The organism is Tropicimonas sp. TH_r6, assembly GCF_033101155.1.
Classification (GTDB): Bacteria; Pseudomonadota; Alphaproteobacteria; order Rhodobacterales; family Rhodobacteraceae; genus Tropicimonas.
Window position 1 is genome coordinate 1 of the sequence record NZ_JAWMPX010000029.1, and the last position, 25,722, is coordinate 25,722.

Genomic DNA, 25,722 nt, shown 5'->3' on the forward strand with positions numbered 1-25,722 from the left:
TGAAAGATACCGTTGCTAAGAAAGCAAACCGACAAAACTTTCACCGCGTCGCTCTAGTGAACCACTTCTCGGCACTCGTATGTAATTGATGAGTGCATCGGGGGGGGGGGGAGGGGCTCGTCCTATGGACGAATTTCGCATACACGCCTATTCCATGTGACACAACAACTACGGAAACCGGTTATCCAAAAGCAAGGCCTCGATAACATCTCTTGCTTCTTTGCTCCGAGAAAGCACAGCCCTGCGGCTTTCAAGTCCCGAGTCAACCGTAGCACCGGTGAAGGTTGGACCCTCATTCAAGGTAGAATTACTTCGAAGCGGCTGAGACCCACTTTTTCTATCGAGAAAACTAGGTGGAACATCCTGCATGGAGGTGTTAAAAAAATCAATGAAATCTATTTGGCTTGAGTTCCCCAAGTCCATTATCAAATCTATTTCTCCAGATAACCACGCCTCTCTAGAGAGCTCCTGCTTGGCAGTTCCTAAGTTCCTAAGGATATTTGCGGTCGCATCGTGCCGACCAAGACTAGACAATGCCTGTGCTCTAAGCTGAGTGCTTTCGATGTCACTTTCGGCGGCAATATAAGATAATGCAAGTGCGTGCTCGCCGTTCAAGTTCGCTATGCGAGAGCGCAGTTGTCGAACCCTTAGGAGTTGGTCATTTGCAGTGCCTGAAATTAGATCATAGCCCGATTTTGTGTTTCCATAGTCAAGATGCCACTCCGCTACAGCCAGAGCCGCTCCGGGATTAAGATATCCCGTGCGTTGACTAAAAAAGTCAGAGTGAATAAACTTTGCAATTTCAACGTCTTTCCTCGAGTCGATCAAATAGTTCACAAAAATAGAAAATGCTTCATCGGGCCTTGACCTTGATCTTAGCTCAAATTCTTTCCAAGCATTGATCGCTTGGGCAAAATCTTCATTCGCAGCCCACGATAGGGAGATCTCCTCAAGAAGTTTTTGGCCGGGTGCTGTCGCCTTATGCTCGAAAGCAATGGCCTCCGCAACCAAAATGCTTTGAGATTTGGTGTTGTTACTTTCTCTAGCGGCACTCAGGTGTATAGTCAGAGCGTTAGGAGTTAATTCCGTAGTTTCGAAATCCGGAAGTTGGTTTTGCGCAAGGGTTGAAAGAAAGGAATCATCTACAATAGCAGAATCGTCTTCGAATATCAAAGAAGAGGAGGCAAGGAAGGGAGAGGTTCGTTGTGTTGCACTCCGGATTGAACTTGCCAAAGAATTGTTGTCCGATAGAGAAAGTCGTTCAACCAGAGCAGCCCCGATTTGCACTCTCAGTGGGATAGGTAGCCGCAGAAATGCCGAATGAATTGCATCAAAATTCGGCGTCTTCTCACTGTGGATGCCTGAGATGAACGACCATAAAGATGTAGGGTCGTCACAGTCTTGACCAAATATTAACGCGCTTGGAGCGATCGGCATATCTCCGTCAACAATTTCCGACATTTCGAGGAGCAGCGCTCTGTTCTTTGGCGTCGCTTCGCTTTCTAGAATTATGGCGCGGGCCTCGGCGCCAAATCCTAAGGCTAGGTAGGTTTGAGCCATTTTTTGGACCGACCTCTCGCTCGGATAGTCAAGCTCTGAAACCATTCCGCGCCTAGCCATAGAGATTGCAGTCGTTGGATCCTCGTCCATTAGCCAGCTCGAAACGTCCAAAACGTCACTTCCATAGCAATTTGTTTTGGGAGGAATTCGACGTGATTCTTTTCTACTGTCCGCGTCGAGTGCTGTTCGCGCTGAAACATGGCGATCGATCGTTTCCCGCGGATTTACCTCAAAGTCGACTCGCGGCTTGGTTTCTGGGTTCGTCACGGGAGAGGCGTCTACTACAACTGCGATTCCCTGGCTTGCAGCGCGTCCAAGCTGCTCCAATAGTTTCGCCTCAAGTTCTGGAACAGATTTTGGTGACGCCTTTTTCTGGCCTTTCAAGTTTCCTTTCTGGGTTGGTAGTATTTCCACAAGTCCACTATTATCGCCGTGTGACTCGGGAGGCGCTGATAGATGGCCCCCGTATTGAGGAGTTCCAAACGGAAAGAAGTCGGGCTGAAGTTTTGTCGTGACTGTAGAGGTATAGTTGCTTGGCAGTATTTCGCTTTTTACGTCTATCGCTACTGTGTTTCGTCCCGCCGAAAAAACCTCCGTCGATCTGTGCCCGTTCGTTATGATCGATAGGGTGCCACTTTGGGGGTTAAACTTGACGTCTGATACTCGTGTCCTGGGAATTTTCTCGAATACACCGTCCAAATTAATTGTGGCATTTGTGGTGTTGAATTTTAGCGTCAAGCCGTTCTTTGTGCTTTTACTTTTCCAAGTGACTCCTTCGTTGTGGACGAGCACAATTCTTGAAAAATCCTCATGCTCTCCCGAGTATATTTTAATTTCAGCGGCTTTCGACAGGCTCGGGGCCAGTGATAAAAGGATCCAAAACAAGGCCGCTCTAATCATGCCGCTTCCCGTTGTTTGACTTCTTTCAATGCCTCTTCAAGTTCTGAAAAGGTTGGGCGAATATGTCTAGGTGTGTTTTGGCGCCCAACTTCTATGCAGATGTTGGTTGAGTGGCTGTGGAGGTTTGCAACGAGGACCTCCCGTATCAATTGGTAAAAGTGGCCATCTTCATCAGTTACATCCTTTACCTTCGCAGCGAATGGGCCTACCAGGCCGTAGGCAAGGAATACACCAAGAAATGTTCCAACCAGGGCGCCCCCAATCAGTTTGCCCAAGATCTCGGGAGGTTGATCAATGGAGCCCATTGTTTTGATCACGCCGAGCACTGCGGCAACAATTCCAAGAGCGGGCAAACCGTCTGCCATGGTCTGGAGAGCATGGCTGGAATGAAGGGCTGCTTCTTGGTTCGCGTCCATTCGTTTCTCAAGTACTTCTTCGACCTGATGGGGGTCGTCGTAGTTCATTGACGCAGATCTAAGAGTGTCGCAAATTAGGTCGATTGCTTCGCCGTCGCTGAGTATTCTGGGGTAATTTGAGAAAATCGAAGACTCTGCCGGATCCTCGATATGTTCTTCAAGGGCAACCGGATTTTGACGTGCGAGGCGAATGAGTTCGAAAAGGAGACATAGCAGGTCGCGATAGTCGTCTGGCTTCCATCGCGGTCCCTTGAATACCTTTCCGACGTCTTTCAATGTGTGCTTGATTCCCGCGATGTCATTTGAGATCACGAACGCGCCGACTGCGGCACCTCCAATCATTGTCATCTCGTACGGAAGGGATTTCAGAATGATTGCCATCTTGCCCCCAGCAGCAATGTAGCCGCCGAAGACCATTACGAAGATCACTATGATCCCAATGATTCCAATCATTCGTACTCTCCATTTTCGGAGTCCATTCTCTAGAGAATTCCTATCTGGCCGGTTAAGATTGGATCGAGAGTTCTCTATTCCGTCGGTACGTCTGTGTTTCTTCCGGCAAGCAAAATGCTTACTGAGTAAGCCTTCGCTGGCGACATGCCCGCCATAATCGCGGCCGAAACGTCCGGTCGTAATCGTGCAAGGAAACCGGCGGCAAAGGTTGGATCCATCGCCTCGAACAAGTTCGCGGCTTCTTTTGGCTTCATTTTTTCATAGACGGCAATCAGTCGCTCGATGTCTCGTTCGGCGGCACCGTCAGCTTGCGCGATTGTGGCCGACAAGCTCTCCTCGGCCTGAACCATCGCAGCCAAGTTCCTCTGGATCTCTTCTTCTGCGCGCTGCAGGGTCACCATTCGGTATTCGACTTGTTTTTCTCGCTCATCCAGTTCGGCCATTCTTTCGCGGACCGTTGACAAGGCTTGACCCAGGCCGTCCTCGGTTGCGCATTCCAAAGGCTGAGCTATCCCGCCCTCGGCCGGCGCCACTTTTGGGCGCGTGGTGAAAGCTTCAACTTCGCGCGCCACGGCGTTCCCCGTCCCGTCGGCAAGCCGGATTACACCGGATGCAAAAAACAGCGCACCGATGACGAGGAGGGTGCCGCGACCTGGGCGCCGTTTCTTAGTCCTGGCTGTCATTCTGCCGCATCCAATTCTTCAATCGGCTTGGACCGGCGGCTCCGTCGAACAGCCCCGCGCGTACCTTTCGGAGCATCGTCACGCTTTTCCGGTTCTTCGAGGTCATGCATGGAAGCCAGTACCAATTCGATCCTGGCTGCTGCGGCTTCTGCCCGTTCTGTCATTTGCTGTAGCGAGTCGGCAGAGCTCTTGGAGGTATTCTGAGCTTGTTCGAGGGCCTTGGTCATTTCATCGACCTGGACTGACAAAACGGCGACTGCGCCGCCCATACCTTGCTCCAGATTCGTGAAGCGATTGAGTCTCCTTGCCAGGATAAAGCAGTAGAATGCCGCGCCAAGCGCGCCGGCGATCAGGAGAATATCCGCAATCAAGCCCATCTCTCGCTCCTAGTTCAGCACGAATTCAGTCACCAACAGGTCGCGGATCTCCCGATCTCCTGCGATCAATTGGATCCTGCGAAGCATTTGTGCCCGAAGCCGTATCAGCGCCGTCGGGCGTTCCAGATCCTCTGTCGCGACGGCTCTGAGGTAACTGTTCAGGACGTCGAGAATTCTGGGCATGATCTCAGCCACAGCGTCTTTGTGTTCCGGGATCGTTTCGATCTCTGCCCGAAATCTCAGGTGGCGCGGCATGCTTTCATGCGGAAGCGACACGAGAATCGGCTCGATCGGAACGAAGGCAATAGCGTCACCAGCGTGGTTCGCGCCGTCAGGCGAATCTGTAGCCGCGTGTGCGTCTTCGCCTCCACCTCCCCCGAGCATTCCGGAATAGGTTGCATAGAATCCGCCTCCACCAAGCAACACGGCCAGAACCAGGCCGGCCAGCAGCGGCATTTTTGTCTTTTTCTTCGATTCGCCAGCGTCGGTTTCGGCGGCAGATTCGTCGGGCATCCGAAAACTCCCTTGTCCTCGTTTGCTCCATATCTACGCTCGATAGAGCTAACCGACTGTTAAGCACGCTCGTTTTTCTGCAGCTGATCCCGTGGAACGCTTGCTCCTGATCCCCTGCCCGAAAGACGCCGAGCATTGAATTTGGTGTGCGAACTCCGTATCTGACCGCAAAAGCAAGCGGAAAGGGCCCCGAACATGGCCATCCATCTCCACCAGAACGACCTACCCGACGACCTCGATCTTGGCAGTATTGTTGCCATCGATTGTGAGACCATGGGGCTCAACCCGCACCGGGACAGGCTCTGCCTCGTGCAGCTATCTGCCGGAGACGGGGACGCGCATCTGGTCCAGATCGGTCTCGGACAGACCGACGCGCCGAATCTGGCAGCAATGTTGACCGACCCGGCTGTCCTCAAGCTGTTCCATTTCGGTCGTTTCGACATCGCGGCGCTCTTTCACAGCTTTGGCGCGCTCGCAGCCCCGGTCTATTGCACGAAAATCGCATCGAAGCTCATCCGTACCTACACGGACCGCCACGGGCTTCGGAATCTCTGCCAGGAACTCATCGACGTCGATATTTCCAAGCAGCAGCAATCCAGCGATTGGGGCGCGGAGAAGCTGACCACAGCCCAGCAGGAATACGCCGCGTCGGACGTGCTCTATCTGCACAGGCTCCGTGCGGAACTGGACCGGCGACTCGCCCGCGAAGGACGCAGTGATATTGCCCAGGCCTGTTTCGACTTCCTCCCGACCCGGGCACGGCTCGACCTTGCCGGTTGGCCGGAGATCGACATATTTGCTCATTGATCGGATGGATTCCTTGCCCGAAGCTGACTGCCTGATCGCCACTGGCCGCCGCGTGATCGCACGCGAGGCCGATGCCCTCGCCCTTTTGAAAGACGCGCTTGGCCCCGGTTTCGCCGAAGCCGTCGGGCTCATTCTCAAGGCGCGCGGGCGGGTGATCGTTTCGGGCATGGGCAAGTCGGGGCATATCGCCCGCAAGATCGCCGCAACGCTTGCATCGACAGGAACACCCTCCCATTTCGTGCATCCCGCCGAAGCCAGCCATGGCGATCTCGGCATGATGGCCGAAGGGGATGTGGCGTTGCTGATGTCGAATTCGGGTGAGACGCCGGAACTGGCGGACATGATCGCTTACACCCGGCGCTTCGGGATTCCGCTGATCGGGATCGCCGGGCGTCCGGATAGCACGCTCTTGCGGCGTGCAGATGTTGCGCTGTTGCTCCCCGCAGCCCCCGAGGCGTGCGGAAATGGCATTGTTCCGACCACGTCAACCACGATGACGCTCGCGCTTGGCGATGCGATCGCGGTTGCCCTGATGGAACACCGCCGTTTTACACCGGAACATTTCCGCGCCTTCCACCCCGGCGGCAGCCTCGGCGCGCAGCTCGCCAGCGTCTCGGATCTGATGCATGGTGGTGTGGCCGTGCCGTTGGTTCAGGAGGAAACGGCGATGTCCGATGCGCTCCTGACCATGACCCAGAAAGGGTTCGGAGTGGTTGGCGTTGTCTCCGAAAGCGACGCCCTGATCGGGATTGTTACCGACGGAGACCTGCGGCGCCACATGGAGGGCCTGCTCAAGATGAACGCCGCCGAGGTCATGACACATACCCCGCGGACCATCGAGCCCGACGCGCTTGCCGAAGAGGCGGTGGCCCGGATGAATGAGAGCAAGATAACCTGTCTCTTCGTCGTGGATCCGGTTCAGGGCGGGCGCCCGGTCGGGATACTGCATATCCATGATTGCCTTCGCGCGGGGATCGTCTGAGCCGATGGCCGCCCGGGACAATCTTCACTCGCGCGTCGTTGCCTGGCTGAAGATTCTTCTGCCGCTCTCCGCGCTTGCCATTCTCTCCTCTGTCTTCCTCATGGCACGACAGGGAGAAATTAGTGGCGAGCTTCCGTTCTCGAAAAAAGATCTCGAGGAGATGGCGAACGAGCAGTCCATCGACTCTCCGGTTTTCTCAAGCGTGACCGATGATGGGAAGCGCATCGTGGTCACGGCGCAGACGGCAACGCCGCGCACCGGAGACTACAGTGTCGTCGACGCGGTTGTACTTCATGGTACGCTCGAAGAGACCGATGGCGAGACCATCGATGTCCGGTCCGAAACCGGGACGGTCTTCTCCTCCGACTCGCGAACGATCCTGCGCGGAAATGTCCGAATCGCGACCTCGTCCGGTTACCGGCTGGTGACCGAGGAACTGACTTCCTACATGGACCGAACCGAGATGGAGACCGCCGGCCCGGTCAGCGGAGACGGACCTCTCGGCACCATCGAAGCCGGCCGGATGTTTGTCACCTCCGAACCGATCGGGGAAGGGCCGGAAGAGAAGATTACCGTGGTTTTCAAGGACGGTGTGAAGGTGATATACGATCCCGGAACCCAGTGAGGTAATGCGCTCCGTGCTCTTGAAAACATCCCTGTTCTGCGTCGCTCTTGCGCTGGCTGCCCTTCCGGTCGCCGCACAGGGCACCGAGGTCGGCTTCGGCAATACCGAGCACGACAGTTCCGCCCCTGTCGAAGTCGTCGCCGACCAACTCGACGTCCAACGCTCTGAAGGAAAAGCGAAATTCACTGGAAACGTTGTCGTCACCCAGGCGGAGATGCGCCTCTTCGGTGACGTGGTGGATGTCCAATATGCAGAGAATCTCGAAGGCGAAACCGAGATTCAATGGGTCCATGCGGTCGGAAATGTAACGCTCCTGAACGGTGCGGAAGCGGCCGAGGGAGATGATGCCGTGTACACCGTGGAGAGCGGCGAGGTTGTCATGACAGGGGATGTCCTTGTCACCCAGGGTGAAAACACGATGGCGGGCGAGATGCTGACGGTGAATCTAGACAGCGGAGTCGGCGTGATGGAGGGGAGGGTCAAGGTCTTCTTCAACCCGGAAAGCCAGTCGGATCAGGCGGAATGACCAAGGACGGACGCGGGCTTTCCATTGCGCCGGGCTCGAGTGGCCTTCAGGTCGTGCAGCTTCGCAAGAGCTACCGCCGCCGCCCTGTGATTCATGACGTGACCCTGGAGTTGCAGCGCGGCGAGGTCGTTGCCCTGCTCGGTCCGAACGGATCCGGCAAGACGACCTGCTTCTACTCCATCGCCGGTCTGCTGACGCCCGAATCCGGTCTCGTTCAGATCGATGGCCGGGATGTAACCACGCTGCCGATGTATCGGCGCGCCCGTTATGGCATCGGCTACCTGCCGCAGGAAGTGTCGATCTTCCGGGGCCTCTCGGTCGAGGACAATATCGCCGCCATCCTGGAGATCACCGAGCGCGACCACCATAAACGCCGCGAGCGCCTCGAAGACCTGCTCTCCGAGTTCGGGATCGAGCATCTGCGCCGCGCCTCTGCGCTCTCGCTTTCGGGCGGCGAGCGCCGTCGTGTTGAGATCGCACGCTGCCTTGCGGCCGAGCCGAAATACCTCCTTCTCGATGAGCCCTTCGCCGGTGTCGATCCGATTTCGGTCGGTGATATCCGCCACTTGGTGACCGATCTCAAGAATCGCGGCATCGGTGTCCTGATCACCGATCACAACGTCCGTGAGACGCTGGAGATCGTCGATCGCGCCTATATCCTGCATGATGGCCAGGTGCTGATGAGCGGTACGGCAGAAGACGTGGTACGCGACGAGAATGTCCGACGCGTCTATCTCGGTCAGAATTTCCGCATCAGCTGACCCTTGCGTCCCTTTGATCACCACCCCACATCTAAATTACTGATTTGATACGGATCATGGACGCCGCCCCGGAGCCGTCCTCCACTGAACCAGACAGCTTCGCACCGATTCCGCGTCACGCGGGCGTTGACAGGACGGGGTGAAGCGTCGCCAAATGGTGAAAATGCTGAAAGCTTGTGCCAAACATTTGTTCCGTCTGCCGCTTCGCCCCGCATGGGAGCGCTCCGCAAGGCAGGACATGCACAATTCCCATAGATTTTTACGAATTACGGTTTTCCAACCGGGTCCGGACGGCATTTGCTGGACGAACCCCTAACTTCAACCTCATGGAGGCGAGATGCGCTACCAGATCAGCGGTCACCAAATCGATATTGGGGAATCCCTCACGACGCATGTGAAAACGGAGCTCGGCGAAGCCGTGGCGAAATATGCGGATCGGCCAACGGATTCCCAGGTGATCTTTTCCCGGCGCGGCCACGAGTTCATGTGCGAGACGACCGTCCACCTCTCGACCGGTCTGAACGCCAAGGCCTCGGGTCGTGCCAGCGAGATCTATGCCGCCTTCGACGATTGCCGCGAGAAGCTGGAGAAACAGCTGCGCCGCTACAAGCGTCGGCTCAAGGATCACTACAAGGACCGCAAGGAGCCGGTTGAAGTCTTCGGCGCAGCCTCGTATATCCTCGCCGCATCTGACGCCGGAGCCGAGGACAAGGAACCCGACACGCTTCAGCCGATGATCATCGCGGAGATGGAAACCCAGATCCCAAGCCTGTCCGTGGGCGAGGCCGTCATGCAGATGGAACTCGCCGGCGCGCCGGTCCTGGTTTTCCGGCCCGAGGGTGAGAGCGCCGTCAACGTGGTCTATCGCCGCGAGGATGGTAATATCGGCTGGATCGATCCCAAACAGGGTGCGTGATCCGGTCTCTGGCGCAAGTCTGAACACGAGAAGAACATGGATCTTTCGAGCATTCTGAAGCCCGAGGCGGTGAAGGTGGTATCCGAGGCGAGCAGCAAGAAACGGCTGTTCCAACGTCTCGGGGAAATCGCCGAATCAACCTATTCGATCGATGGAATGCAAGCGGCGGAAGCGCTGATGGAGCGTGAAAGCCTTGGTCCAACCGGCGTGGGACATGGTATCGCCTTGCCTCATGCCCGGCTTCTGGACGCTTCGGAAGTGACGGGTGTGTTCTTCCGACTCGAACGCGCGCTGGATTTCGGCGCGGTCGACCGCCAGCCGGTCGACCTCGTCTTTGCCCTCTTCGCGCCCGAAAACTCGGGCGTGGAGCATCTCAAGGCGCTGGCGCTGATCTCGCGCACCATGCGCGACGCCGATGTCTGTGCCAAGCTGCGGGCCAACGATAACCCGATGACGCTGCACACCGTGCTGACCGAGGGCGAGGCCCCGCAGGCGGCCTGACCTCTAGGCCTTCCAGCGCTTGAACCCGAATGCCATGTAATCGCGGTTGTAGACCGTTCGTGCCGCCATCTCGAGATCCGCGTCATGGATCTCGGCCAGCCGTGCGCGCCCCGGCATGACAGCCTTCGGCACGGGCGGAGGATCCGACAGCCCGGCCTGCCTGAACACCTGCCGCAAGCCGAGAGGCAGCTGATCTATCCGGATTACCATATCCGGCGTGAACACCTCCGACAGGCTCTGAACCAGCGTGGCCTGCGAGGAAAAGGCCGGATCAGAACGTTGGTTTGTCTGCCCCGCCAGGGTCTTTTTCACGAAATCCAGGTATCCGAGAAAGGCCGTTCGCCGTTCGCTCGACCCGTAGTTCGCATCCGGTTTCTCCTCGGGGATCGGCAGCCCGAGGTCGGCTCGCAAATGCCGTCGGATCGCCAGGAAGCCCCCCGGGCCGCAATCGAGAATATAGCGCTCAAAGACGGCATAGGCCCTCTCAAGCGGATGGCAGACGACCGTGAAGCTCCGCCCGCCCTTGTTGCGGTTTTTCCATTGGCGCAGGGACTTCCGGGTGAAGCCGCGCTGAAGCGTCTGGTCGCCATCGAGTTGGCCCAGCCAAGTCTCGATTGCCGCATTCGGTCCGCCCTTTACGGGCATGAAGAGCAGCGGGCTGTGCGGTGCCGCGACAAAGCTCGGCACCGTTGCATCATGGCGCGGTTCGGCCTCGCCCGGCGACTGCACGAGTCCGGCGAGGTCCATGCCCGCGAGGGCGGCCCGCATCTCCTCGAAATTCTCGACCTTGTCACTCAGGGCCGCCGGGTTCTGCCGCTTCAGGCGGTCGGAAACCGCCGGAAGCCGTTCCTCCAGCCCCAGAAAACGCAACAGGCCGTTCAGGATCTCGACATCCCCCGCCTCCTCGAAGCTGAGAGCGAAAGCCGTCTGCCCAGAGAGCTTGAGAGCGCGGCTGACCCGCGCCTGGTGTGCCCGAAGACCCTGAACCATCTCGGCGAACTCGCCCGGTTCGAAGCGGATCTTCTGCGACTTGCGATGACGTTCATTGGTCAGTCGCCATTGCCCTGTCGCGGTCGCGATCTTGCGAGAGACATAGGACTCCAGCGGATTGCGGCTGAGATGGATCTTGGCAATCCGTGGATCTGGAAGGATGGCTTCCAGCACTGCCGGTTCATGATCGTGGAAGAGCCGGAACCCCCCGAGACCGTCCGTGCGCGCGAAGATCCTTTTCATTAGCTCCAAAGGGTCGGCGTCGCGTTCTGCCAGTTTCATGCCAAAGAGTTCGGTCCCGTCGTGATGCCCCAGGAACGCCGGGTTGAACGCCTCGCCATGGCAGGTGAGCCCCGGGCAGAGATTGAGCGTCTCCTCCAGGAAATTCGACCCGGTCCGCATCTCGGCCAGCAGAACAAAACCGTCAAATTCCGCCATGGTCTCACTTCACCAGATAGGGGCGTGCGGTCGGGTTCAGCGGCGCGGGCGTGTGTCCTACCGGAAAATCTCCGGCCATGTGCAGGTTCATCCCGTCATTTTTGAGCTGCTGCAGGAACTGCCCGAAGCCCGAGAGGTCCACGAGGCGCGGCGCTTCTGTCAGTCGGCGCGGACCGTTGAGGGAGATCTCGTTGAGGATTTCCTGAAGATTGTCCATCGGTGCCTCGATGAACTCGGCCAGGGTCCAGATCCGGATCTGCGCCTTGGTCCAGCGCTGCCGGAGCAGCTCGACATGGGCGTGCTCGATACGCTGGAGCCGCGCCGCCTCCTTGCGTACGACTTCGGAGGTGATTTTTGTCCGGTAGAGGCCGATCGCCCAGGCGCCGGTGATGACCGAGATCTGTGCATTCGGATCGCCCGCCATGAAACCATGCGGGTATTGATTGTCCGCCGGGCCAAACATGAAGCACTGGCGCTCGCCCCGCGTGTTCCAGAGCAACCCGGTCAGGAAACCGCACGGGTTGTAGTCCCGCAGCCGGGCGCTGTCTGAAATGCAGCCGTTATAGGTCTTCTCCCCGCCGGAGAATTCCACCCGGTTGGGAGCGTAGAGATGTCCGTGCACCCGACATCCCGTGACCTTGCCGAGCCAGGATTCAAAATTCTCGAACAGGCTGTCGAAGCCTTCGAAAACCGAATAGGGGCCGGCCGAACGGTCCGAATGGGGATACCGGCTCTGCATGTAGAGCCCGTTGCGTCCCCGGACGCGGAGATCCGAAGCCTTGGCGAAGAGCCGGTCGATCTTTCCTGGGTTCGGTTCGGCATTCTTGGTCACGCGCGGGTCATTGGACAGAAAACTCGAATAGAGCCGCTCCGCACGCGGCCAGATCTTGCGCGCGACGAAACAGTCCGACCGGCGCAGCAATTGCAGGTGGTCGTCATAGAATGTGTGTGGCTTGCCCTGGAAATCGAACTTCGACAACGTCAGCGACCGACTTTCGATCCGGGCCGAATGCAACCGGGCGAGGCTCTGGAAATAACTCTCGTCCGGAATCCAGACCTGACGGAAATATCGGTCGTACTCACCGCGCCGCGGATCGGTCAGAATCGCCTCCAGGGTCCGTCGCGACAGGCACCACCATTGCGAGCCGAGATGCGGAACCAGCCCGCCTGGCAGCTTGCGTACCATGCCGAGGCGTCGTTGCATGTCGACGAAACGGTCAAAGAGGAAGCGCTGCTTCTTGAAGGAGAACGGGAAGCGCAGCGAGAAGCGCTCGTGATCGAAACCACCTTTGGACCAGCTGACATCCTCTATGGTCACCGACTCAATGAAGTCCGTGCGTACGCGCTCGGCGAGATAGGCGACAAGTTCAGGCACCGGGCGGAGCGGAAGGCAGGAGCCAGACGCGAGATATATATGCGAAAGCGCGGCGTGGTCCGCCAGCATCCGTTCGCCGGCCTCGATCGTTGCGCCTATGATCCCCCATGTGCCCCATTCGCAACGCTGCCGCTGTTCGGTGAAGGCCACGTTATCCAGATCCGCCAGCGAGTCCCGGAAAGGAAGGAAATCCGCATCAGGCACTTTTGCATCGGCGTGGATGACAACCGGGCAGCCGCTTTCGGCCCAGTGCCGCGCCACCTGGGCGGCACGGTCCAGCGCCGTGTGGACCAGCATCACGAAGCCGACGGTCATGCCCAGTTCCCCTTCGACATCAGCCCGAGGATCTCGAGCTGGCGCCAGTTGATATATTTCTCGGACCAGCGATTCCAAAGCACCGTGCCGGTCTGGATATGGTCGTGATAGGCCCGATACTCACGGCTGCCGGCATAGTGCTGCCCACGCTCCAGTTCTTCTTCGGCCTTCTCGACAAGCGTGTTGAGGAATTTCGTGTGCAGCAGCGCGCCGGAGGTCATCTCACCGCCATGCGGTTCGTAGACGTTGTTGAGCCCGCGCGGCAGCAGCATATGCGTCGACTGAACATAAGCGTATCGACGGTGCCACTTCACCAACGGGATCTTGTTGAGAGAGGGCGCGGCGTCGGGAGTCTCCGAGAAGAAGGCGCGGGCGCGGGGGCCACCCTGGATCCAGAGGTTGTTATACAGGTGATTGCGCGAAATCGTGTAGTTGCCGCTGTCGAACCAGTGAACAATCTCCAGCGGGTCCTGCCCCTCCATATAGGGCTCCGCATCCAACGACCCTTTTGGATAGAGGTCGAGCAGCATGGCCGAGAAGCTGCGCTGACCGCAACTGTCCAGCCAGTCCGTCAGGGCCTGGATCGGGCGCGTATCGCAGAAGGGATAGATGAAGAACTCGTCCGGATCGACAACCAGCGTCCAGTGTCCGTGCCCGTAGCGTGCCTGCAACCGGTTCAGCCAGTCGACTCCGAAGCGGGACGCCTTGTAACTGCCCTGCGTGCGCCAGAGCGACACGTCGGGCTGCTCCGCGAGATAGGCACCACTGCCGTCCTCGGAGCCATTGTCGACGAAGAAGAAATGTCCGACGCCCTTGTCGCGGTAATAGTCGAGGAAATGAGGCAGCCGGATTCGTTCGTTGCGCAGCGTCGAGAACAGCAGGAGATCTTCAGGGCCAATCGACTTTGTGCGGTTCGCCACCGAGCGAAGCTCGCGCCCCTTGCGCAGCGCCCGCAGACGGTAGCGTTTGCGCCGCAACCGCAGGTGATATGACTGAAGAAGGCTCACGTCTCGGCCCCTGGCTCTCGTTTTCCGCTCGACCGGCCGCATCCTCGCGCGACAGGGTTAAGAAGGCATTGCCAGCGGCCGGAGGAACGTCGTATCGCGAGGTTCGGGACAATACTGGACACGACCGGCCGGGACCTCATGAAGCGCTTTTCAGGACAAGATAGTTAATGGATCCGGTGCGGTAAACCGCCCCGTTTGGCGCGCCCGCCCGACGTCGCTTCAGCGCCACGCCCCGCGCGACAACAATCCAAGCTCTTCCAGCTGGCGCCAGTCACGCAAGCGGACCGAATCCACGGTCCAGAGATCCGGATTGGCCGCAATTGCATCGTAATAGGCATCGTACTGGCCGGGTGAGCCGAAATGTTCGCGCCGCCGCTTCTCGATCACGGAACGCTCGACCGCGGAGGGAAGGAATTTCGTGTGCAGCAATATCCCGCTCGCCCTGTCGTCGCCGGGGCCGTCATAGGAGAGATTTAGATGGCGCGGTAGAATCGAATGGGTGGAGTTGCGGTAGGCGTAGCGGCGATTCCAGCGGATAAACGGTAGCTTGTTCAAGGTCGGTGCCTGCTGGGGGCGGTCGGCGAAGAAGAGCCGATCACGGACACCGCCCTGTACCCAGAGATTCCATTCGAAAGCCTTGCGCCGCGCGCGGTAGGGTGCGGCATCGAAGAAAGCCAATGTCTCCAGAGGGCGTGCGCCGGGGCGGTGGTCTGTCTCGGCAAGCGGCCCTTTCGGGTAGAGGTCCAGCATCAGGGCGCCAAACGCCACGTCCCCGCGTTCCTCGAGCCAGGCCGAGAGATCGGAAAGGGTGCGCTGCGGCCAATGCGGGATCAGCAGCAACTCGTCCGCATCGACCGTCAGGCACCAGTGCCCATGCCCGTGGCGCATCTGCAACCAGCCCAGCCAGTCGACGCCGAAGCGGGACGCCTTGTAGCTCGCGCCCGTGCTCCAGAGCGAGACATCCGGCTGCTCGGCCAGCCATTCCGCCGAGCCGTCATCGCTGTCATTGTCCACGACGAGGAAATGCGACACGCCAAGCAGCCGGTTATGCTCCATGAAGTGGGGGAGCCGGTCGATCTCGTTTCGCAGGGTTGTGAAGGCGAGGATCTGTCCGGAGCGGATCGCCCCCGTCCGGTCGACGACGCTGTCAAGCTGGTGTCGGCTGCGCAGAGACCGCCAGAGGGTCCTGCGCCGTTTCCAGCGCAGGCGGAGGGCGTCGCGCGCCCATTGAACTGGGCCGGCAGGCTCACCTTCCGGCGCCAGCGTCACTTCTCGTAGGCGCCGGTCTGGTGCCAGCGCCAGGCATCTTCGATCATCTGCGGCATGGTCGAGCGGCGCGGCTTCCAGCCCAGCTCGTCGATGGCCCGGCTGGAGCCGGAGACAAGCTTGGTCGCGTCGCCTGCCCGGCGCGGTCCCTCGTCATAGGGCACGGGCCGGTTGGTGACCTGGCCCGCGGCATCCATAACTTCGCGGACGGAGAAGCCGGAGCCGGTGCCGAGGTTGAACTCGCGGCTCTGCTTGCCCGATTCGAGCCATTTCAGCCCCAGAACATGCGCCTCGACCAGATCCATCACATGGACATAGTCGCGAATGCAGGTGCCGTCCGGCGTGTCGTAATCGGTGCCATAGACGGTGAGTTTCGGCCGGCGTCCATCGATGGCGTCCAGCACGAGCGGGATCAGGTGGGTCTCGGGGCGGTGAAACTCGCCGACCTGCGCCTCTTCATCGCCGCCAGCGACGTTGAAATAGCGATAGATCACCCGCTTCAGGCCGAAGCTGGCCTCGAAATTGTCGAGGATATCCTCGATGGCCCGCTTGGAAGCGCCATAGGCATTGATCGGCATCTGCTTGGAGTTTTCGTCCAGTACCACGCCGTCCTGGTCGCCATAGGTGGCGCAGGTCGATGAGAAGATGAACTTCTCGCAACCAGCCGCCACGGCCGCCTCGCAGAGATTGGCCGCGCCGCCGACATTGGAGCGCCAGTACCAACCCGGCTCGTGCATCGACTCGCCCACCTGGCTGAGCGCCGCGAAATGCATGATCGCGTCCGGTTTGTGCGTGGCGAAGACCTCGTCCAGCCTGGCGCGATCCAGCAGATCGCCCTTTTCGAGCGGGCCGAACTGGACCGCATCTTCCCAGCCGGTCGAGATGTTGTCGAAGGTGACAGGGGTGTAGCCCTCGCGGGCGAGCACCTTGCAGGCGTGCGAGCCGATATAGCCCGCACCGCCCGTAACGAGGATCTTGGTCATCTTGCGGTCCCGATTTGATTACTCGGCGTTACGTAGCGCCATCAGGTCTTCAAGATAATGGGAGAATTCGTCACGCAGATCTTCGCGGTCGAGTCCGAAGGCCACCGTGGCCTGCAGGAACCCGGCCTTGGAGCCGCAATCGAAGCGCTTGCCGTCGAAGCGGTATCCAAAGACGTTCCGCCCGGCCCGGATCTCGTCGGAGATCGCGTCCGTGAGCTGGATCTCGCCGCCAGCGCCGGATTTCGCCCGGTTGATGTTTTCCAACACGCTCGGGGTCAGGATATAGCGTCCGATCACCGCAAGGTTCGACGGAGCCGTGCCCGCTTCGGGTTTCTCGACCATGCCCTTGACCCGGATCTTCGCTCCGTCCTCGGAATCCACATCGAGAATTCCATAGGCGGATGCCTTCTCGTCGGGCACTTCCATCGCCGCGACCATGCTGCCGCCGGTCTCCTCATAGGCTTCGACCATCTGCTGCAGGCAGGGCTTTTTGCCGGAGATAACGTCATCCGGCAGCATCACCGCGAATGGCTCGTCGCCGATCAGACGCCGCGCGCACCAGACCGCGTGACCGAGGCCGAGCGCCTGGTGCTGGCGGATATAGGCGATGGCGCCGCTTGGCATGTTGGTTTGCTGCAGAACTTCCAGCAGGTCGTCCTTGCCCTTGTTGCGCAGGGAAGTCTCGAGTTCGGACGACGTGTCGAAATAGTCTTCCAGCGCGCTCTTGCCGCGCGACGTAACGAAAATGAAATCGGTGATGCCGGCCGCGCGCGCTTCGTCGATCGCGTATTGGATCAAGGGGCGGTCAACCAGCGTCATGATCTCCTTCGGCACCGATTTCGTCGCCGGCAGGAACCTTGTCCCCATGCCTGCGACCGGGAATACGGCTTTCGTAACCTTGCGCTGCATTACGTACGTCCTTTCTTCGCGGCTTCGGGCCGCGCCTATTCCAGAGAATTCCAGTCGGAACCTAACGGATACCCCTACGGAAAGTCCCCTCCAAATACTCGGTTATGGGGCGACACTTGCCCCCGCTTGGTTAACATGTGGGCAGTCTTGCTTGAGAATTGTGCAAGTTTTGAGGTCATTCGATCCCCATCTCTGCCATCATTGCCTCAAGACGCGGCACATCCTGCGGATTGTTCAACTCCCAGAACTGCCGCCCTCGCGCTTCGACCTCGACGCAGAGCACATGGCGTCCATTCTCGAGGAACCGCAGCTGTTCCAGCCCTTCCAGCGCCTCGAGCGGGCCATGCGGCCAGGTCGGGTAGGCGGCGAGCGCCTCGGCCCTGTACGCATAGACGCCAACATGGTGGAAGACCGGGGTCTCCACTTCGGACGCATAGACGGTTGCGGTGTAGGGGACCACTTCCTTGGAGAAGTAGAGTGCCCGGTTGCCGGAATCGAAGACAGCGGTGGTCCCGCCCACGCGACCCTCCGCGCGGTCGCCCTTGAGCGCCGACAGCGCGCGGCCGTCGCAGCGCAGCACCGGCGTGGCGATCTGTGCCTGGCTGTCGGCCTGGAGGCCCTTCAGAAGATCGAAGACAAACCAGGCCGGTGTCAGCGGTGCGTCGCCCTGCAGGTTGACGACGATCTCGTAGCCGCCGCCAAGATTGGCATGGGCTTCGGCGCAGCGTTCGGTGCCATTTGCACAGGCTTCCGAGGTCATGACGACTTCGGCACCGAAGCTTTCCGCCTCGTCGCGGATCCGCGCATCGTCGGTCGCCACGACGACACGATCCACGCCGTCGACTGCTATTGCCGCTTCCCAACTGCGTTGGATCAGCGTTCGTCCCTCGCCGCTTACGCCCTTGAGCGGAACAAGCGGCTTGCCGGGGTAGCGATGCGAGGCGTAGCGGGCGGGAATGGCGATCAGGACGCTCATGAGGCGGGCTTCAGCTCTACGCCGGGGGCAAAGGCGATGAAGAACGGGTTCTCGTAGCCGGGCTTGCCATAGGTGAAATCGGAATGGTCGTCGAAGCGGACCATCTTTCCGCCCGCGCCGCGCAGCACCGCGTCGGCGGCTGCCGTATCCCATTCCATCGTCCGACCGAGCCGCGGGTAAAGATCCGCCTCGCCTGCCGCAACAAGGCAGAATTTCAGCGAAGAGCCGGCCGAGGTCATGTCCTTGGTGTTGTACTTGGCGATGTAGTCGTCGGTCGCCTGATCGCGATGCGACTTGGAAGCCACGACCATCAGCGCACCATTGTCGGGCGTGGTGACCTTGATCGGGGAAATCGGCCCGGCGGCGTCCTTGGCAAATCCGCCCGTTTCCTCGACGGACTGGCCGGAGGCATCGGTGTAGAACAGCCGGCCCTTGGCGGGGGCATATACAACGCCGCGTACCGGAACGCCGTTTTCCACATAGGCAATGTTCACGGTGAACTCACCGCGGCGCTTGATGAATTCCTTGGTGCCGTCGAGCGGGTCGACAATCAGGAAGTTCGCCGCGCTTTCCGTATGCGTTCCGGCCTGCTCCTCGGTCACGATCAGCACATCGGGGAAAGCTTCTGCCAGACCGGCGGAAATCAGCGCATCCGCCGCTTCATCGGCTGCGGTAACGGGGCTCGCATCCGATTTTGCCTTCACCTCGAAATCATCGGAATTGTAGATCTCCATGATCGTGTCGCCTGCTTCCAGTGCCAGGCGTCGCGTAACTGTGCTCAGGCGGTCATAATCCATAGTCGCGCTCCCGGGGTCAGGCGAATTCGTTGATATATCGTGTTTCGCTCCTTATCGTTCCGCGTCAAGGGAACGGCAAGATTTCCTTGTCAGAAAGAAAGAGCCCCGGCCCAAGAGCGACAATTCATCCACATGTTCCAGGCATCCAAACCGCAGACGAGCACGGGATCGGCCCTCCGGCTGTTGGCGCTGATCTATCACGCCACCGTGCGGAACCTGCGCAAGACGCATGGAAACGCGGTGGTCGGCCTGTTGATGAACATGATGCAGACGGTTGTCTTCGTCCTGGCCTTCTTCATGATGTTCAGTTTCATGGGGTGGCGTGGTTCCGCACTGCGCGGCGACTTCCTGCTCTACATCATGTCGGGCATCTTCCTCTTCATGGTCCACACCAAGGCGATGAGCGCCGTCGTTCAATCGGAGGGTCCTGCCTCGGCGATGATGAAGCATGCGCCGATGAATACGGTCATCGCCATCGCCTCAGCAGCCCTCGGCTCCCTCTATATCCAGATCCTGTCGATGGTCATCATCCTCGGTGTCTACCATCTCGCCTTTACCCCCATCGTGATCGACAAGCCCGTTGGCGCCATGGGCATGCTGCTGCTCTCCTGGTTCTCCGGTGTCGCCATCGGCATGGTATTCCTGTCCATCAAGCCATGGTTCCCCGGATTCACGCAGATTGCATCGTCGGTCTATTCACGCGCCAATATGATCGCCTCGGGCAAGATGTTCGTTGCCAACCAGATGCCGAGTTACATGCTCGCCTTCTTCACCTGGAACCCGCTTTTTCACACGATCGACCAGTGTCGCGGCTTCGTCTTCATCAACTACAATCCGCACTTCTCCAATATCGCCTATCCGTTCTGGTTGAGCATCGGCCTTCTGTTCATCGGGATGCTGGGCGAGCATTTCACGCGCAAAAACGCGTCTATCTCCTGGCAGGCGAAACGATGATCTTACGTGCAGCCCTTTTCTTGCTGGTCGTCCTTTTCGCCCCGGTGGCGCAAGCACAGCCGTCAAACGACCCCTTCATTCCCGGCCTTCACGGCGTCACAGGCGTTGCCGCCGACGACTCGTTGAATGTCCGCGCGGCGCCCTCCGCTTCGGCCGCGATTCTCGGCGTGCTCGCGCCCGACACGACAGGGCTCGAGGTCACCGCGCTGGACGAGACCGGCAAATGGGGTCGGATTGGCAGCGGGGAGCTCGATGGCTGGGTTTCGATGCGCTATCTCGTCGGCGAACCCCTTCCGGAAGGAGACATTCCCGACGGCATGCGCTGTCATGGCAACGAACCGTTCTGGTCTCTCGACTTCGGGCAGGGAACCGCAACCTACTCCGCGCCAGACGCCGAGACGCAAAGCCACCCCATCCGCGCCGCGTCCAGTCGGCTCACCCCGCGTGGTCTCACCTACGCTTTCGCGATGAATCACGGAGGAGGGGATTTGACCGGTTTCATTGAGGCCGCAGAGTGCTCCGATGGCATGGCTGACCGAACCTATGGCTGGTATGTCAAGCTTCTGTGGCAGGACCCCGGCGGCGTGACGCTTCAGTCCGGCTGCTGCACGCTCGACCGGCGCTAGCCCCGCCCCGCTTGCCTCCCGGCGCAATCGCGGGCATTCAGGGGCCAAAGCGTGACAACACCAGACAGGAGAACCCCATGCTGAAAGGGCTCGGCAATCTCGGCGACATGGCCAAGATGATGAAGAAGGCGCAGGAGATGCAGGGCAAGATGGCCGCGCTCCAGTCGGACCTCGAGAACACGGTCGTTATCGGCGAAAGCGGCGCTGGCCTGGTCCGGGCGCGCGCCACTGCCAAGGGCGAGCTGACCGGGCTTGAGATCGATCCGTCGATTTTCAACCCGGACGAGAAGGAGGTCGTCGAGGACCTGATCCTTGCCGCGATCAAGGACGCCCAGAGCAAGGCCGCGCAGAAGTCCAAGGAGGAGATGGAAAAGCTCACCTCCGAGCTCGGCCTGCCCGCCGGCATGGACATTCCCGGCCTCTGATGGCGGAGGCGCCGCGCGATATCGAGGAGCTGATCGAGCTGATGGCCCGCCTGCCCGGGCTCGGCCCGCGCTCGGCCCGCCGCGCGGTGCTGCAACTGATCAAGAAGCGCGGCCAGCTGCTCATGCCGTTGGCCGACGCGATGCGTAATGTTGCCGTCTCGGCGCGCGAATGCGTCAATTGCGGAAATGTCGGCACGAGTGAGATCTGCGAGATCTGCAGCTCCGGGAAACGGGCCACCGGCGAGATCTGTGTCGTCGAGGATGTGGCCGATCTCTGGGCCATGGAGCGCGCCGCCGTGTTTCGCGGCCGGTATCACGTCCTCGGCGGAACACTCTCGGCGCTGGATTCCGTCGGGCCGGAGGAGTTGCGCATCCCGCGCCTGATTGAACGTGTCGAGCAGGAGCAGATCACGGAGGTGATCCTCGCTCTCAACGCCACCATCGACGGTCAGACCACCGCCCATTACATCGCCGAACAGCTCGAACGCATGGGAGTTCCGGTGACCTCGCTGGCTCAGGGCGTCCCGGTTGGCGGCGAGCTGGACTATCTCGATGATGGCACGATCAGCGCCGCTCTGCGCGCGCGCAAGGCGTTCTGATCCGCGTCAGCCCGGTGCCATCACGGCAAGGATCACGTGGCTTTTGCCTTCGAAGAGCGGCGAGAGTCCTGCGCAGAGCTGCGTTGGCAGTCTGTCCTTTTTCAACAGAACATGGCTGATCGCGTAGCTGGTAACGGTCTTTGACAGCGCGTCACATTCCATTGCCTGACCTGCCGGGAAGACCCTCTCGGCAAGACGCAACCGCCGATCCCATTCAATGACCTCCCGGTCGAGATAGGGGTGGGTCTTCCGTGTGACGAACTGCGCCACCATCGCGTCGAGCCGGAAATCGGCCATGTCGGGGGGCGTGAGATAGAGATCCCCGGGGCGCTGATGCGTACGGGCGAAGGCAATATGATCGGGAGAGTCGCCCTTGACGATCTGGTGCGCCTTGATTGCCATCCCGTCCAGAGCAGCCCACCCCGCCCAGAGCAGCGTTCCGGCGGTTGCGGCAAGGACCAGCCGGCGGTCCCGAACCAATTGCAGCCCCCGCTCAAGAAGCCAGCCGATCAGGATAGCGGCGGCTAGGGGGACGATCACGATGGAGGCGCGCCAGGGGGCCATGAGGGCCAGTTCCGCATTGCCGGTCACTGCGACGAACGCTGTCCCGCCGGCTGCCAGGGCCAGCAGGGCCAGAAGCATCCCACGCAGAATGCCGCGCGGTGTCACGGCCAGCGCCGCCAGCGTGATCGCGAGCTTGCGCAGCGCGGTCCCATCCGCCCATTGCCAGGGGTCGGAATGATGCGGGATGCGCTCAAAAGCAAGGATGCGGTTGGCTTCGGCGAAGAGGTCCGGATCGGTCGGCGCGAAGCGGAACGCGAGGTAGAGCGGGGGCAGGATGAGCAGCGCCAGCGCACAACCGGTGGCGACAAGTGGCAGCCGCACCCCGGCGCGCCAACGGTCCCAGAGGATGATGGCCACGCCGATCCCCGAGATCGGGATATAGGCTGGGTGGATCGCGGCGGGCAGCGCCATGACGATCAGCGCGGAGGCGCGGCGGTCCATTGCGAGAAGGACCGCCGGCAGGAAGAGAATGCCGAATTCCGAGGGCTGCAGGTAGCCGCGCATCATGTATTGGCCGGCCACGCCGCGCAGGCTGTCTTCCTGCGGCGGATGCACGAGGCCCACGAAGCAGGCGGCGGCAATCAGGATGAAAGCGGCGCTCCGGCCATGCGTCGGTGCCATGCGGCGCGTGATTTCGAGCAGCGACAGCGCCATGACGACCAGCAGCGCCGCTTCGATGGCGTAGAAGAGGAGCGGGTCGGCCCAGGCGGCGACCGCATGCACGAGGGCCGAGAAAAGGGGCAGCCCATCTGCGGTTCCTGCCGTCCAGTCGGCGCCGAGACGTTCGGGAAAGGCCGTCGCCAGCCCGTGCAGGAACTTGGTGTTCTGGTTCGAGAAATAGAGCGGCGCCATCCAGGTCGCGGCGATGAACATCGCAGAGAACCCAATCCGGATCGCGCGGAGCGAGACCCTGGAGAGGCGGTCCGGCCGGGGCGGAATCGTCATCGCACAAGCTCCTGCGGAATTGGCCGGAGGCGGCAACGGGCCGGGGCAGGGCGCCCCGGCACCCGGGGCTTAACGGTTGTCGTCCTCGTCGTCTTCGTCGTCCGTGTCCTTGTCGGGCAGGTTGAAGAAGCTGTCAGCATCGACAATCGGGTCCTGGTTGTCCTCGTCGTCGCCGCGCGGATCGCCACCAAGCGTAAAGGTCTCCAGCCCCGAGATCGAGCTCGGGATCTTCGGCTCCGGCTCTGCTGCCAGGGATTGTTCGGTCGAGACCAGCTTGCGGCGCTCGTCATCGGTCATCACGTCGCCGTCGGCGGCGCGCTTGGCGGCCGCTTTCTGCACGACCGCGTCAAGTTCGGTCTGCTTGCACAGACCAAGGGCCACCGGGTCGATGGGCTGCATGTTGGAAATGTTCCAATGCGTGCGCTCGCGGATCGACTGGATGGTGGGCTTGGTCGTACCGACCAGCTTGGAGATCTGTCCATCGGTCAGCTCTGGGTGGAACTTGACCAGCCAGAGGATCGAGTTCGGACGGTCCTGGCGCTTGGAGAGCGGGGTGTAGCGCGGGCCGCGGCGCTTTTCCTCACCGACCGCGGCGGCGTTGTACTTGAGCTTGAGCTTGTGAATCGGGTCCTTCTCGGCCCGGTCGATCTCGATCTGGTCGAGCTGGTTGTTGGCGACCGGGTCGAACCCCTTCACGCCGGCGGCAACGTCGCCATCGGCGATGCCCTGGACTTCCAGCTCGTGCAGCCCACAGAAATCGGCGATCTGCTTGAAGCTGATCGTCGTGTTGTCGACCAGCCAGACGGCGGTCGCTTTTGCCATGAGCGGCTTGTTCATTTCTGCCTCCTTCGCACAAATCTCCCGTGGCCGGGAAACGGCCGCGACCTTTCGGGCCGCTTTTCCTCGTTTTCGGGAATTGTGGGGGATATAAGCCCGATAAGCCAGAAAGGGAAGTGCAAATGCGTTGGTTGGTTATGTGGGCGGCTCTCGCGGGGGCGGCGTATGCGGACGGTGAGCGTCCGGGGGATTTCGACTATTATGTCATGGCCCTGAGCTGGACGCCGAACTTCTGTGCGTTGCAGGGCGATGCGAAGGGCTATGAGCAATGCGATGACGGCACCGGGCATGGCTGGGTGCTGCATGGGCTCTGGCCGCAATATGAGGATGGCTGGCCCGCGAATTGCCCGTCCAACGAACGCAACCCGTCCAAGGGCGAGACGGCGGCGATGGCCGATATCATGGGCTCGTCAGGACTGGCCTGGTATCAGTGGAAGAAGCACGGGCGCTGCTCGGGGCTTTCGTCCACGGAGTATTTCGATCTTTCGCGGGAAGCTTATGAAAGCGTCTCGCGCCCGGAGGTGCTGCGCAAGCTGGACAAGGCGGTGGCCGTTCCCGCCAGCGTGATCGAGGAGGCATGGTTGGAGGCGAATCCGGCGCTGAAACCGGATATGGTGACCGTGACCTGCAGGGACGGGCGGATCGCCGAGACGCGGATCTGTTTCTCCAAGGGGCTCGTGCCGCGTTATTGTTCGACGAAGGCGTCGCGGGATTGCACGTTGAGCGACGCATTGTTGGATCCGGTGCGGTAACCAGCTAACGATTTCTCCTTGATGGGGCCAATCGGATAGAGCGGATTGTTCGGTAGCTGCTGGCCGCGCCTGCGCTGGGCAGTGGGTTGACGCTGGCATCGCGCAATCGTCTTGCTTCCGTGCCAGTCAACCTGTGGCTCTGAGAATTGCGGCCGGCTCAGAGAGCCGGCCGCCAGATCCTCTTAGCTTGCGTCGTCCAGTTGGTCAGGCTCCATCAGTTTCCAGATCATCGCGCCAAGCGCGGCCCCGGCCAGTGGCGCCAGCCAGAACAGCCAGAGCTGGAGCATGGCCGTGCCGCCGCCGAACAAGGCAACACCGGTTGAGCGGGCCGGATTGACCGACGTATTGGTGACCGGGATCGATATCAGGTGGATCAGTGTCAGGCCGAGCCCGATGGCGATGGGGGCGAAGGCTGCGCTGGCGTTCTTCGAGGTGGCGCCGAGAATGATGAGCAGGAACATTGCCGTCATGACGATCTCGGTCACAAGCGCCGCGAAGACGCCGTAACCGCCGGGCGAGGCGGAGCCATAGCCGTTCAGCGCGAAATTGCCGGTCGAGGAGAAGCCTTCAGCGCCATTGGCGATAATCCAGAGGACGAGCCCTGCGACGACCCCGCCAACGACTTGGGCGCCCCAATAGGGAAAGAGCTCCGCACGGTCATGCTTGCCGGCCATGGTCAGGCCGAGCGTTACGGCAGGGTTGAAATGTCCCCCCGAGATGTGGCCGACCGCAAAGGCCATGGTCATCACGGTCAGGCCAAAGGCGAGCGCAACGCCGAGCCAGCCGATGCCGACATCGAGGTTGCCGGTTGCCAACACGGCGGAGCCGCAACCACCGAGCACCAGCCAGAAGGTCCCGAAAAATTCCGCGTAGAGTTTCTTTGTCATGAAGCAATTCCTGAATCTGTGTCCGTTGAGGCAGGCATCCTGCCGCGCGGTGAGGAG

At 60.3% G+C, this 25,722-nt stretch carries 28 protein-coding genes; 12 read left to right on the top strand and 16 right to left on the bottom strand.

Translation table 11 applies throughout. The annotated features are described in order from the left end of the window. Positions 1-168: 168 nt before the first annotated feature. From R3X27_RS20735 to fliL, 5 genes are all read right to left on the bottom strand, one after another. Positions 169-2,460, bottom strand: a complete 2,292-nt coding sequence (locus R3X27_RS20735; RefSeq protein WP_317710805.1) for a hypothetical protein — start codon at positions 2,458-2,460, stop codon at positions 169-171. Next, positions 2,457-3,329, bottom strand: a complete 873-nt coding sequence (gene motA / locus R3X27_RS20740) for a flagellar motor stator protein MotA (RefSeq protein WP_317710806.1) — start codon at positions 3,327-3,329, stop codon at positions 2,457-2,459. The genes R3X27_RS20735 and motA overlap by 4 nt, the downstream gene beginning before the upstream one ends. A 74-nt stretch (positions 3,330-3,403) precedes the next feature. Next, the gene (locus R3X27_RS20745) at positions 3,404-4,012 is read right to left on the bottom strand and encodes a hypothetical protein (protein ID WP_317710807.1); all 609 of its coding nucleotides are present in this window, start codon (positions 4,010-4,012) and stop codon (positions 3,404-3,406) included. Then, a complete protein-coding gene (locus tag R3X27_RS20750) occupies positions 4,009-4,389 on the bottom strand; it encodes a hypothetical protein (RefSeq protein WP_317710808.1) in 381 nt (126 codons plus the stop codon). The genes R3X27_RS20745 and R3X27_RS20750 overlap by 4 nt, the downstream gene beginning before the upstream one ends. A 9-nt stretch (positions 4,390-4,398) precedes the next feature. After that, positions 4,399-4,845, bottom strand: coding sequence for a flagellar basal body-associated FliL family protein (fliL, locus tag R3X27_RS20755; protein WP_317710809.1), 447 nt, complete (start codon positions 4,843-4,845; stop codon positions 4,399-4,401). Between the two features lie 252 nt (positions 4,846-5,097). Here fliL and R3X27_RS20760 point away from each other — a divergent pair, with 252 nt between their 5' ends. From R3X27_RS20760 to R3X27_RS20790, 7 genes are all read left to right on the top strand, one after another. Then, the gene (locus tag R3X27_RS20760; RefSeq protein WP_317710810.1) at positions 5,098-5,709 is read left to right on the top strand and encodes a ribonuclease D; all 612 of its coding nucleotides are present in this window, start codon (positions 5,098-5,100) and stop codon (positions 5,707-5,709) included. Between the two features lie 13 nt (positions 5,710-5,722). Beyond that, positions 5,723-6,691 carry an SIS domain-containing protein gene (locus R3X27_RS20765; RefSeq protein WP_411572519.1) on the top strand — a complete coding sequence of 323 codons (969 nt, stop codon included), beginning with the start codon at positions 5,723-5,725 and terminating at the stop codon, positions 6,689-6,691. After that, complete coding sequence (gene lptC / locus R3X27_RS20770; RefSeq protein ID WP_317710811.1) at positions 6,663-7,316, top strand: LPS export ABC transporter periplasmic protein LptC; 654 nt, start codon at positions 6,663-6,665, stop codon at positions 7,314-7,316. Before R3X27_RS20765 ends, lptC begins: the two co-directional genes overlap by 29 nt. Before the next feature lie 13 nt (positions 7,317-7,329). Then, entirely contained in the window at positions 7,330-7,842 is a 513-nt protein-coding gene (locus tag R3X27_RS20775) for an LptA/OstA family protein (RefSeq protein ID WP_411572520.1), read from the top strand. Next, complete coding sequence (lptB, locus tag R3X27_RS20780) at positions 7,839-8,603, top strand: LPS export ABC transporter ATP-binding protein (RefSeq protein ID WP_317710813.1); 765 nt, start codon at positions 7,839-7,841, stop codon at positions 8,601-8,603. The genes R3X27_RS20775 and lptB overlap by 4 nt, the downstream gene beginning before the upstream one ends. Before the next feature lie 337 nt (positions 8,604-8,940). Beyond that, entirely contained in the window at positions 8,941-9,519 is a 579-nt protein-coding gene (gene hpf, locus R3X27_RS20785; RefSeq protein ID WP_317710814.1) for a ribosome hibernation-promoting factor, HPF/YfiA family, read from the top strand. Between the two features lie 36 nt (positions 9,520-9,555). Continuing rightward, on the top strand, positions 9,556-10,020 hold the full coding sequence (locus R3X27_RS20790) for a PTS sugar transporter subunit IIA (RefSeq protein ID WP_317710815.1): 465 nt from the start codon (positions 9,556-9,558) through the stop codon (positions 10,018-10,020). Between the two features lie 3 nt (positions 10,021-10,023). On the opposite strand, the gene R3X27_RS20795 is transcribed toward R3X27_RS20790, so the two are convergent. The 8 genes from R3X27_RS20795 to cysQ all read right to left on the bottom strand — a co-directional run bounded on the left by R3X27_RS20795 (position 10,024) and on the right by cysQ (position 19,076). After that, the gene (locus tag R3X27_RS20795; protein WP_317710816.1) at positions 10,024-11,448 is read right to left on the bottom strand and encodes a nodulation protein NodH; all 1,425 of its coding nucleotides are present in this window, start codon (positions 11,446-11,448) and stop codon (positions 10,024-10,026) included. A 4-nt stretch (positions 11,449-11,452) separates the two neighbouring features. After that, a complete protein-coding gene (locus R3X27_RS20800) occupies positions 11,453-13,138 on the bottom strand; it encodes a beta-1,6-N-acetylglucosaminyltransferase (RefSeq protein ID WP_317710817.1) in 1,686 nt (561 codons plus the stop codon). After that, complete coding sequence (locus R3X27_RS20805; protein WP_317710818.1) at positions 13,135-14,145, bottom strand: glycosyltransferase family 2 protein; 1,011 nt, start codon at positions 14,143-14,145, stop codon at positions 13,135-13,137. Before R3X27_RS20805 ends, R3X27_RS20800 begins: the two co-directional genes overlap by 4 nt. A gap of 219 nt (positions 14,146-14,364) precedes the next feature. Continuing rightward, positions 14,365-15,414, bottom strand: a complete 1,050-nt coding sequence (locus R3X27_RS20810; protein WP_317710819.1) for a glycosyltransferase family 2 protein — start codon at positions 15,412-15,414, stop codon at positions 14,365-14,367. Next, a complete protein-coding gene (galE, locus tag R3X27_RS20815; protein ID WP_317710820.1) occupies positions 15,411-16,394 on the bottom strand; it encodes a UDP-glucose 4-epimerase GalE in 984 nt (327 codons plus the stop codon). The genes R3X27_RS20810 and galE overlap by 4 nt, the downstream gene beginning before the upstream one ends. Positions 16,395-16,412: 18 nt before the next feature. Then, positions 16,413-17,303, bottom strand: coding sequence for a UTP--glucose-1-phosphate uridylyltransferase GalU (gene galU, locus R3X27_RS20820; RefSeq protein ID WP_317710821.1), 891 nt, complete (start codon positions 17,301-17,303; stop codon positions 16,413-16,415). Positions 17,304-17,478: 175 nt separating this feature from the next. Next, positions 17,479-18,279 carry a manno-octulosonate cytidylyltransferase gene (locus tag R3X27_RS20825; protein WP_317710822.1) on the bottom strand — a complete coding sequence of 267 codons (801 nt, stop codon included), beginning with the start codon at positions 18,277-18,279 and terminating at the stop codon, positions 17,479-17,481. Further along, the gene (cysQ, locus tag R3X27_RS20830; protein ID WP_317710823.1) at positions 18,276-19,076 is read right to left on the bottom strand and encodes a 3'(2'),5'-bisphosphate nucleotidase CysQ; all 801 of its coding nucleotides are present in this window, start codon (positions 19,074-19,076) and stop codon (positions 18,276-18,278) included. Before cysQ ends, R3X27_RS20825 begins: the two co-directional genes overlap by 4 nt. A gap of 132 nt (positions 19,077-19,208) precedes the next feature. On the opposite strand from cysQ, the gene R3X27_RS20835 reads away from it, so the two are divergent. From R3X27_RS20835 to recR, 4 genes are all read left to right on the top strand, one after another. Beyond that, on the top strand, positions 19,209-20,030 hold the full coding sequence (locus R3X27_RS20835) for an ABC transporter permease (RefSeq protein WP_317710824.1): 822 nt from the start codon (positions 19,209-19,211) through the stop codon (positions 20,028-20,030). Beyond that, complete coding sequence (locus R3X27_RS20840; RefSeq protein ID WP_317710825.1) at positions 20,027-20,656, top strand: COG3650 family protein; 630 nt, start codon at positions 20,027-20,029, stop codon at positions 20,654-20,656. Before R3X27_RS20835 ends, R3X27_RS20840 begins: the two co-directional genes overlap by 4 nt. Before the next feature lie 77 nt (positions 20,657-20,733). Then, positions 20,734-21,081 (top strand): YbaB/EbfC family nucleoid-associated protein, encoded by a 348-nt coding sequence (locus R3X27_RS20845; protein WP_317710826.1) that lies wholly within the window; start codon positions 20,734-20,736, stop codon positions 21,079-21,081. Next, positions 21,081-21,680, top strand: coding sequence for a recombination mediator RecR (gene recR, locus R3X27_RS20850; RefSeq protein ID WP_317710827.1), 600 nt, complete (start codon positions 21,081-21,083; stop codon positions 21,678-21,680). The genes R3X27_RS20845 and recR overlap by 1 nt, the downstream gene beginning before the upstream one ends. Positions 21,681-21,686: 6 nt before the next feature. Here the strand turns inward: recR and R3X27_RS20855 are convergent, their stop codons facing one another. Together R3X27_RS20855 and R3X27_RS20860 are read right to left on the bottom strand one after the other, a co-directional pair. Next, entirely contained in the window at positions 21,687-23,189 is a 1,503-nt protein-coding gene (locus R3X27_RS20855) for a DUF6798 domain-containing protein (protein ID WP_317710828.1), read from the bottom strand. A 69-nt stretch (positions 23,190-23,258) separates the two neighbouring features. Next, the gene (locus R3X27_RS20860; RefSeq protein WP_317710829.1) at positions 23,259-24,026 is read right to left on the bottom strand and encodes a DUF1013 domain-containing protein; all 768 of its coding nucleotides are present in this window, start codon (positions 24,024-24,026) and stop codon (positions 23,259-23,261) included. A gap of 122 nt (positions 24,027-24,148) precedes the next feature. Between R3X27_RS20860 and R3X27_RS20865 the strand changes: the two genes are divergently transcribed. After that, entirely contained in the window at positions 24,149-24,778 is a 630-nt protein-coding gene (locus tag R3X27_RS20865; RefSeq protein ID WP_317710830.1) for a ribonuclease T2, read from the top strand. A gap of 182 nt (positions 24,779-24,960) precedes the next feature. Here the strand turns inward: R3X27_RS20865 and aqpZ are convergent, their stop codons facing one another. Continuing rightward, a complete protein-coding gene (aqpZ, locus tag R3X27_RS20870; protein WP_317710831.1) occupies positions 24,961-25,665 on the bottom strand; it encodes an aquaporin Z in 705 nt (234 codons plus the stop codon). Between the last annotated feature and the right edge of the window lie 57 nt (positions 25,666-25,722).

What these genes read in the sequence shown, in the direction of transcription:
- R3X27_RS20735 (WP_317710805.1), bottom strand. Translation starts at nt 2,460, where the DNA reads ATGATTAGAGCGGCCTTGTTTTGGATCCTTTTATCACTGGCCCCGAGC.
- motA (WP_317710806.1), bottom strand. Translation starts at nt 3,329, where the DNA reads ATGATTGGAATCATTGGGATCATAGTGATCTTCGTAATGGTCTTCGGC.
- R3X27_RS20745 (WP_317710807.1), bottom strand. Translation starts at nt 4,012, where the DNA reads ATGACAGCCAGGACTAAGAAACGGCGCCCAGGTCGCGGCACCCTCCTC.
- R3X27_RS20750 (WP_317710808.1), bottom strand. Translation starts at nt 4,389, where the DNA reads ATGGGCTTGATTGCGGATATTCTCCTGATCGCCGGCGCGCTTGGCGCG.
- fliL (WP_317710809.1), bottom strand. Translation starts at nt 4,845, where the DNA reads ATGCCGCTGCTGGCCGGCCTGGTTCTGGCCGTGTTGCTTGGTGGAGGC.
- R3X27_RS20760 (WP_317710810.1), top strand. Translation starts at nt 5,098, where the DNA reads ATGGCCATCCATCTCCACCAGAACGACCTACCCGACGACCTCGATCTT.
- lptC (WP_317710811.1), top strand. Translation starts at nt 6,663, where the DNA reads ATGATTGCCTTCGCGCGGGGATCGTCTGAGCCGATGGCCGCCCGGGAC.
- lptB (WP_317710813.1), top strand. Translation starts at nt 7,839, where the DNA reads ATGACCAAGGACGGACGCGGGCTTTCCATTGCGCCGGGCTCGAGTGGC.
- hpf (WP_317710814.1), top strand. Translation starts at nt 8,941, where the DNA reads ATGCGCTACCAGATCAGCGGTCACCAAATCGATATTGGGGAATCCCTC.
- R3X27_RS20790 (WP_317710815.1), top strand. Translation starts at nt 9,556, where the DNA reads ATGGATCTTTCGAGCATTCTGAAGCCCGAGGCGGTGAAGGTGGTATCC.
- R3X27_RS20795 (WP_317710816.1), bottom strand. Translation starts at nt 11,448, where the DNA reads ATGGCGGAATTTGACGGTTTTGTTCTGCTGGCCGAGATGCGGACCGGG.
- R3X27_RS20800 (WP_317710817.1), bottom strand. Translation starts at nt 13,138, where the DNA reads ATGACCGTCGGCTTCGTGATGCTGGTCCACACGGCGCTGGACCGTGCC.
- galE (WP_317710820.1), bottom strand. Translation starts at nt 16,394, where the DNA reads ATGACCAAGATCCTCGTTACGGGCGGTGCGGGCTATATCGGCTCGCAC.
- galU (WP_317710821.1), bottom strand. Translation starts at nt 17,303, where the DNA reads ATGCAGCGCAAGGTTACGAAAGCCGTATTCCCGGTCGCAGGCATGGGG.
- R3X27_RS20825 (WP_317710822.1), bottom strand. Translation starts at nt 18,279, where the DNA reads ATGAGCGTCCTGATCGCCATTCCCGCCCGCTACGCCTCGCATCGCTAC.
- cysQ (WP_317710823.1), bottom strand. Translation starts at nt 19,076, where the DNA reads ATGGATTATGACCGCCTGAGCACAGTTACGCGACGCCTGGCACTGGAA.
- R3X27_RS20835 (WP_317710824.1), top strand. Translation starts at nt 19,209, where the DNA reads ATGTTCCAGGCATCCAAACCGCAGACGAGCACGGGATCGGCCCTCCGG.
- R3X27_RS20840 (WP_317710825.1), top strand. Translation starts at nt 20,027, where the DNA reads ATGATCTTACGTGCAGCCCTTTTCTTGCTGGTCGTCCTTTTCGCCCCG.
- R3X27_RS20845 (WP_317710826.1), top strand. Translation starts at nt 20,734, where the DNA reads ATGCTGAAAGGGCTCGGCAATCTCGGCGACATGGCCAAGATGATGAAG.
- recR (WP_317710827.1), top strand. Translation starts at nt 21,081, where the DNA reads ATGGCGGAGGCGCCGCGCGATATCGAGGAGCTGATCGAGCTGATGGCC.
- R3X27_RS20855 (WP_317710828.1), bottom strand. Translation starts at nt 23,189, where the DNA reads ATGACGATTCCGCCCCGGCCGGACCGCCTCTCCAGGGTCTCGCTCCGC.
- R3X27_RS20860 (WP_317710829.1), bottom strand. Translation starts at nt 24,026, where the DNA reads ATGAACAAGCCGCTCATGGCAAAAGCGACCGCCGTCTGGCTGGTCGAC.
- R3X27_RS20865 (WP_317710830.1), top strand. Translation starts at nt 24,149, where the DNA reads ATGCGTTGGTTGGTTATGTGGGCGGCTCTCGCGGGGGCGGCGTATGCG.
- aqpZ (WP_317710831.1), bottom strand. Translation starts at nt 25,665, where the DNA reads ATGACAAAGAAACTCTACGCGGAATTTTTCGGGACCTTCTGGCTGGTG.